The 5844-nt window shown below is 73.3% G+C and carries 4 protein-coding genes, 1 other RNA gene and 1 pseudogene; 2 read left to right on the top strand and 4 right to left on the bottom strand.

The genetic code is table 11. From position 1 onward, the window contains the following. Nucleotides 1-1144: hypothetical protein (locus JNW98_RS34470; protein WP_223772224.1), on the bottom strand; the 1144-nt coding region annotated here is incomplete at its 3' end. A gap of 276 nt (nt 1145-1420) precedes the next feature. Between JNW98_RS34470 and JNW98_RS34465 the strand changes: the two are divergent. Both JNW98_RS34465 and JNW98_RS36770 read left to right on the top strand, forming a co-directional pair. Beyond that, nucleotides 1421-2902, top strand: a pseudogene (locus JNW98_RS34465) (amino acid permease); the annotation flags it as partial. Nucleotides 2903-2998: 96 nt separating this feature from the next. Further along, nucleotides 2999-3739: a GNAT family N-acetyltransferase gene (locus JNW98_RS36770; protein ID WP_308015700.1), complete on the top strand. Its 741-nt coding sequence runs from the start codon at nt 2999-3001 to the stop codon at nt 3737-3739. Nucleotides 3740-3867: 128 nt separating this feature from the next. On the opposite strand, the gene ssrA is transcribed toward JNW98_RS36770, so the two are convergent. The 3 genes from ssrA to JNW98_RS34445 form a co-directional block, all read right to left on the bottom strand. Continuing rightward, nucleotides 3868-4237: a transfer-messenger RNA gene (gene ssrA / locus JNW98_RS34455) on the bottom strand. A 105-nt stretch (nt 4238-4342) separates the two neighbouring features. Next, nucleotides 4343-4852, bottom strand: coding sequence for an SsrA-binding protein SmpB (smpB, locus tag JNW98_RS34450; protein ID WP_223772223.1), 510 nt, complete (start codon nt 4850-4852; stop codon nt 4343-4345). 18 nt (nt 4853-4870) lie between these two features. Beyond that, a partial coding sequence (locus JNW98_RS34445) for a S41 family peptidase (protein ID WP_223772222.1) occupies nt 4871-5844 on the bottom strand: 974 nt, incomplete at its 5' end.

Below are 5844 nucleotides of genomic sequence, written 5' to 3'. Positions count from 1 at the left end.
GGCCGTCCCCCGCGCTGGCGGCGGCCCGGACGGCGGGACCCGGCCGCCGGCCGGAACTCGCGCCCCCGCCGCTGCCGGTGACGCCTGCGTCGGCACCCCCACCACCGCCGGTGACCAGCAGGTGCCCCGTCCTCCGCACCCGCCCGTGATGGCTGACCACCGTCACCGGGTACGCCCCCGGCCCCAGCGCCCGCCGGATCCGCGCCGGGCCGAGGTAGCGCGGGTCGTCGCCGTCCCCCGCCTTGCTCTCGTCGCGCCGGAGCGGGACCGGCGTCTCGAAGGCCGGGGACGTCGCCGTCAGCCGGCCGTCCTCGCCGGGGTCGGGCGACGCGTCCCGCCACAGGACGTTGACCGTCCCGCCGGCGCCCACCCGGTGCCCGTCCGTCCGGGCCCGGTCGGGGCCGCCGGGGGCGGCGAAGAAGGCCGGTCCGCGCGTCCGGCCCAGGTAGTCGCCGTCGCCCGGGCGGGCGGCGCGCACCACGAGCCGCGTCTCACGCAGCGCCCGGCCCCGCGGGCCGGTGAGCGTCACCTTGTACGTGCCGTCCTTGGCGCCGGACGGCAGCGTCACCGAGGCGCCGAACATCCGCGGGTTGTTCCAGTGGCTGCCCCGCGGATCGTGGACCAGTCGCACGGGCGCCGGGAAGACCGGCGAACGGACCGTGAAGGAGGTGCCCCGCTCCCCCGGGTACAGATCGTCGTACCAGAGGCCGACCCGCTCCCCCGGCCGCAGCGCCCCGCCCCCGTCCGTCACATGGAACACCGGCGGCTTCGGGAGCCGCACCCGCACCAGGTCCTCGGCCACGGTCCGGCCGCCGACCCGGACGGTCAGCGGGTACGCGCCGGGGCGCGCCGTCAGGGCGACGGCGGGCCGCGCGTGGTGCCCGCGCCCGGCGTCCGGCGCCCGTCCGCCGTACGGCGCGAGGCGCACCGGCCGTCCGAAGGCCGGCGAGTGGGCGGTCACGGCGGCGCCCGCCCGGACCCCCCGTACGTCGATGTCGACCAGTTCCCCGGGCCGGTTCTCGAACGCCCCGTTGACGAGCACGTGGACGGGCTCGTCGGCGGCCGACGCACCGGCACCGCCCACCAACAGCACCGCACCCGCACCGGCCGCGACCGTGGCGGCCGCTCGGACGGTCCTCTTCATGGCGCCACCCCCCTCTGTCTCTGGAAGAGGGCCTCCGGGGCCCTCCGGTTGCGCTGCTTCCTGCCATGGAACCACCCGGGACCGCCGCCTCACACGGGTTGGGGGGAGACACGGGGACCGATCCGCCCGCGCGGCCCCCCAACTCCCCGGAACGGCAAGGGGATCACTTCTTCCCGCGCGGGCCGCACTGCTACGGTGCCCCACGTCGTCGGCGGTGGCTGTCGGACGGCAGCCGCGCCACGGCATCCCGACGGGAGGTGTCCGTTGCGATTCCCGATGCGTACACCAGCACGTGCACGGCGGCGGTCCGAACCGGCGGACGACGACGAGCGCCTGCTCGAAGAGCTCGGCTACACGCAGCAACTGCACCGGCGGATGGGCGCCTTCGGCAACTTCGCCGCCTCCCTGTCGGTCATCTCCATCATGTCCGGGACGCTGCTGCTCTTCGGCTACGGCCTGAACAGCGGCGGCCCCGCGGTGGTGGTGTGGGGCTGGCTCGCCGTGGGCCCGCTGGTGCTGTGCCTGGCCGCGGCGCTGGCCGAGATCACCTCCCGGTACCCCACCAGCGGCGGCCTGTACTACATGGCCGGCCGGCTCGGCGGCGAGCGGTGGAGCTGGTACACCGGCTGGCTCAACCTGCTGGGGCTGCTCGGCGGGATCGCGGCCCAGGACTACGGCATCGCGACCTTCACCGCCGCCTGGGCGAACCTCCAGTTCGGCTACGAGCCGACACCGCGATCCCTGCTGGCCGTGTACGCGGTCATCCTCGCGCTGCACGCCCTCCTGAACCTCCTCGGCACCCGGCTGATGAACGTCCTGACCTCCCTGAGCGCCTGGTGGCACCTGGCCGGCGCCGTCGTCATCATCGGCGCCCTGGCCCTCGTCCCCTCCCACCACCAGCCGGCCGGCTTCGTGTTCTCCGAGTTCACGAACAACACCGGCTGGTCCAGCCCGGTGTACGTGATCCTGCTGGGCATGCTGCTGCCGTGCTTCGCCCTGGCCGGCTACGACACCTCGGCCCACCTGAGCGAGGAGACCAGCGGCGCGTCCGTGGCCGCGGCACGCGGGATCGTCCGCTCGGTGGCGGTGTCCTGGCTCGCCGGCGGCATCCTGCTGACCGCCCTGCTGTTCGCGATCCAGGACTACGCCGGGACGCTGGGCGGCGAGACCGGGGTGCCGGTGGCGCAGATCCTCCTCGACGCCCTGGGCGTGGCGACGGCGAAGGCACTGCTGCTGGTGATCATCGTCGCGCAGTTCCTGTGCGGCTACACCGTCACCGCCGCCGCCAGCCGCATGATCTACGCCTTCGCCCGGGACGGCGCCCTGCCCGGCTCGGCACACTGGCGCAAGGTCACCCGCCGCACAGCCGTCCCGGCCCACGCCGTCCTGCTCGCCGTCGCCGTCGCCTTCCTCCTCGCCCTGCCGTCCCTGTACTCCCCCACGGCGTTCTCCGCGGTGACCGCGATCTCCGTCGTGGGCTTCACCCCCGCCTACGCCATCCCGGTACTGCTCCGCCTGCACCACCGGGACCGGTTCACCCCCGGACCCTGGCACCTGGGCCGCTGGAGCCGGCCGATCGGCTGGGTGGCGGTGATCTGGGCGGCCGGGGCATCGCTGCTCTTCCTGCTGCCGCAGTCCAGCCCGGTCACCGTGGAGACCTTCAACTACACCCCCGTCGCCCTGCTGGCCGCTCTCGCCCTGGCCGCCCTGTGGTGGCGGTTCGGACGCCGCTCCTACGGCATCCCCCGCTCCGGCACAGCGAACACCCTCACAGAGACACCACTTGGAGGCACCGTGACCGTACCCGCGGAGACCATCGAATCGGTACGACAACTCACCACGGGCTGGCGGACCATGGTGCTCGACCGCACCCCCGACGCGGACGTACGCGACCTGCCGGGCATCGCCGTCCGCTGGGCCGACAGCCGGTTCGCGTTCTGGAACTGCGTCACCTTGACCGAGCCGGAAGCGGGAGCGGAGTCCATCGGGCACCGCCTGGGCCAGGCGGCGGACATCATGCGGGCCAAGAAGCACCCGGGCTTCCTGTGGCTCTTCGAAGACCTCCTCGACGACGAGGCCCGCTCCGCGCTGGAGACGGCCGCCGAGCGGGCCGGCCTCCGGTACGCCTTCCCCGGAAGGGGCATGGCCGGCGACATCCTCCCCCTCCCCGAGCCGGACCATCCCGACCTGACGTTCACCCGCGTCCGCACCGACGAACACCTGCTGGCCTACGCCGACCTCCAGTCACGCGCGTACGGCTTCCCCCTGGAGGCCGCCCGCGAGGGCATGGCCGGCTCCGCGCTCTGGAAGAACGGGATCCACGCCTACCTGGCCCTGCGCGGCACCGAACCGGTGGCGTGCGCCGCCACGATCGAGGCGCAGGGCCGCCTGTTCGTCGTCTTCGTCGCCACCGACCCGCGGTGGCAGCGCAAGGGCTACGGCGAAGCGGTCACCCGGAAGGCACTGCACGAAGGTGCCCGGGCCACCGGCCTCACCCGCGCGACACTGCACTCCACCGCCGCCGGAGCCCCCGTGTACCCGCGCATCGGGTTCCGGCCGAACACACCCCTGCACTTCTACGGTCTGAAAGGGTGAGACCGTCGCGAGTGACGCACGTCACATCTCCGACACTGATGCCGGGCGACCTCGCCAAGGGTCGCGGGCGGGCATGAAAAAAGCCTCCGACCTGCTGCTGTGCATGCAGGTCGGAGGCTTTTCATGGGGAGTGGAGATGGCGGGAATCGAACCCGCGTCCAACGGTGCGGAATCAGGGCTTCTCCGAGCGCAGTCCGCTGCGATTTTCTCGGCCCCGGAGATCACACGGACAAGTCTCCGACGGGCTCAGTCACTGTTTGGTTTCCCACCAGGTCCCGTGACCGGACCTAGTGGTTTAGTCCCCTAGCTGATGCCAGGATCCGGGTCGGGAACATCCCCGGGCTGACACTTCGCGAGTCGCTACTTAGGCAGCGAGGGCGAAGGAATCGCGCTTGGTGTTGGCGATTATTGGTTGCGACATATGGTTTACGAGATCATTGCCGCTTCCTCGGCTCGCTTCCCCTGCTTCGACATCCGCTGTCGAAACCGATCATCCCCATGTTGTTTTTTCAACGTGCTACCCGCGGTGGGGCGTGCGCTGCCCATCGTACGTGACCGACGCGGAGCGGTGCCAGCGCATTCCCGGGAGGTCCCCCCGGGGAGCTACCGGGGCGCCTGCGCGCGCTGACGCCGGCGGGCGGCGGAGATGGCACGGTCGGACTCGCGGCGGTCCTGCTTCTCGCGCAGCGTCTGCCGCTTGTCGTACTCCTTCTTGCCCTTGGCCAGCGCGATCTCGACCTTGGCGCGGCCCGACGTGAAGTACAGCGCCAGGGGCACGATCGTGTGACCGGTCTCGTCGGCCTTCGAGGACAGCTTGTCGATCTCGGCGCGGTGCAGCAGCAGCTTGCGCTTGCGGCGTGCGCTGTGGTTCGTCCACGTCCCCTGGGCGTACTCGGGGATGTGCACGTTGTGCAGCCACGCCTCGCCGCCGTCGATCTGCACGAAGCCGTCCACGAGCGAGGACCGGCCCTGCCGCAGCGACTTGACCTCGGTACCGGTCAGCACCATGCCGCACTCGTACGTGGTGATGATGTGATAGTCGTGCCGCGCCTTCTTGTTCTGCGCGACGAGCTTGCGCCCGGGTTCCTTGGGCTGCTTCTGCTGCTTTCCCATAGTGCGGTCATTCTCGCACTAGGCCCCCGGTCCGAGGCCACTCAATACCGCGCGGGCCCGGGGCTCGGCGTCCCCGTGGACGACCAGGTCCGGGGTGAGCCCGCGGCCGTCGACGGCCCGCCCCGAGGGGGTCTGCCAGTGGCCGACGGTCTGCTCGGCGACCGAGCCGTCGGGGAGCGTCCTGGGCATCTGGACCGAGCCCTTGCCGAACGTCCGGGAGCCGACGACCACGGCCCGCCCCCGGTCCTGGAGCGCGCCGGCCAGCAGCTCGCCGGCGCTCATGGTGCCGCCGTCGACGAGGACGACGAGCGGACGTCTCGTGTCGCCGCCCGGGCGCGCCCGCAGGGCCCGCTGCCGGCCGTGCACGTCGTACGTGGCGACGAGCCCGCCGTCGAGGAAGGCGGAGGCGCTGGTGACGGCCTCGGTGACCAGCCCGCCGGAGTTGCCGCGCAGGTCGAGCAGGACGCCCTCGCGGGGCCCCGCGCCGCGTACGGCGGCCCGTACCTGCCGCCCGGTGCCGTGGGTGAAGGACTCCACCTTGATCCGGGTGCCGGCGGCGGGCCCGTCCCGGAAGCGCTCGGCGACGACGTTCCGGGTGCGCAGCCGCGCGCGGCGCAGGGTGTGCGTCCACTCCCGGCCCCCGTCCCGGGCCAGGCCGAGGGTGACGGGCGTACCGCTGCCGGAAGGGCCGCCGCGCAGCCGGGCGACGACCTCGGTGACCGGCCGGCCGGTCACCTCCGCGCCGTCCACCGTCCGCAGCCGGTCCCCCGGGGCGATCCCGGCCCGGGCGGCCGGGCCGCCGCGCTCGACGCCGTCGACCTCCATCCGCCCGTCGGCGGCCCGGCGCACGGACAGGCCGACGCCGACGTACTCGCCGCGCAGGGCCCGCTGGAGGCCCTCGTACTCGGTGGCGCTGTAGACCCCGCCCCAGCGGTCCGCGGAGCGCCCGGTGTTCCCGGGCCCGCGGGGGGCGCGGGCGGCCGGGCGGCCGG

Source organism: Streptomyces huiliensis, from assembly GCF_020037025.1.
GTDB lineage: Bacteria > Actinomycetota > Actinomycetes > Streptomycetales > Streptomycetaceae > Streptomyces > Streptomyces huiliensis.
Note: the sequence above shows the minus strand (reverse complement) of the source record. Positions and strands in the feature narration are given on the sequence as shown.

What these genes read in the sequence shown, in the direction of transcription:
- JNW98_RS36770 (WP_308015700.1), top strand. Translation starts at nt 2,999, where the DNA reads ATGGTGCTCGACCGCACCCCCGACGCGGACGTACGCGACCTGCCGGGC.
- smpB (WP_223772223.1), bottom strand. Translation starts at nt 4,852, where the DNA reads ATGGGAAAGCAGCAGAAGCAGCCCAAGGAACCCGGGCGCAAGCTCGTC.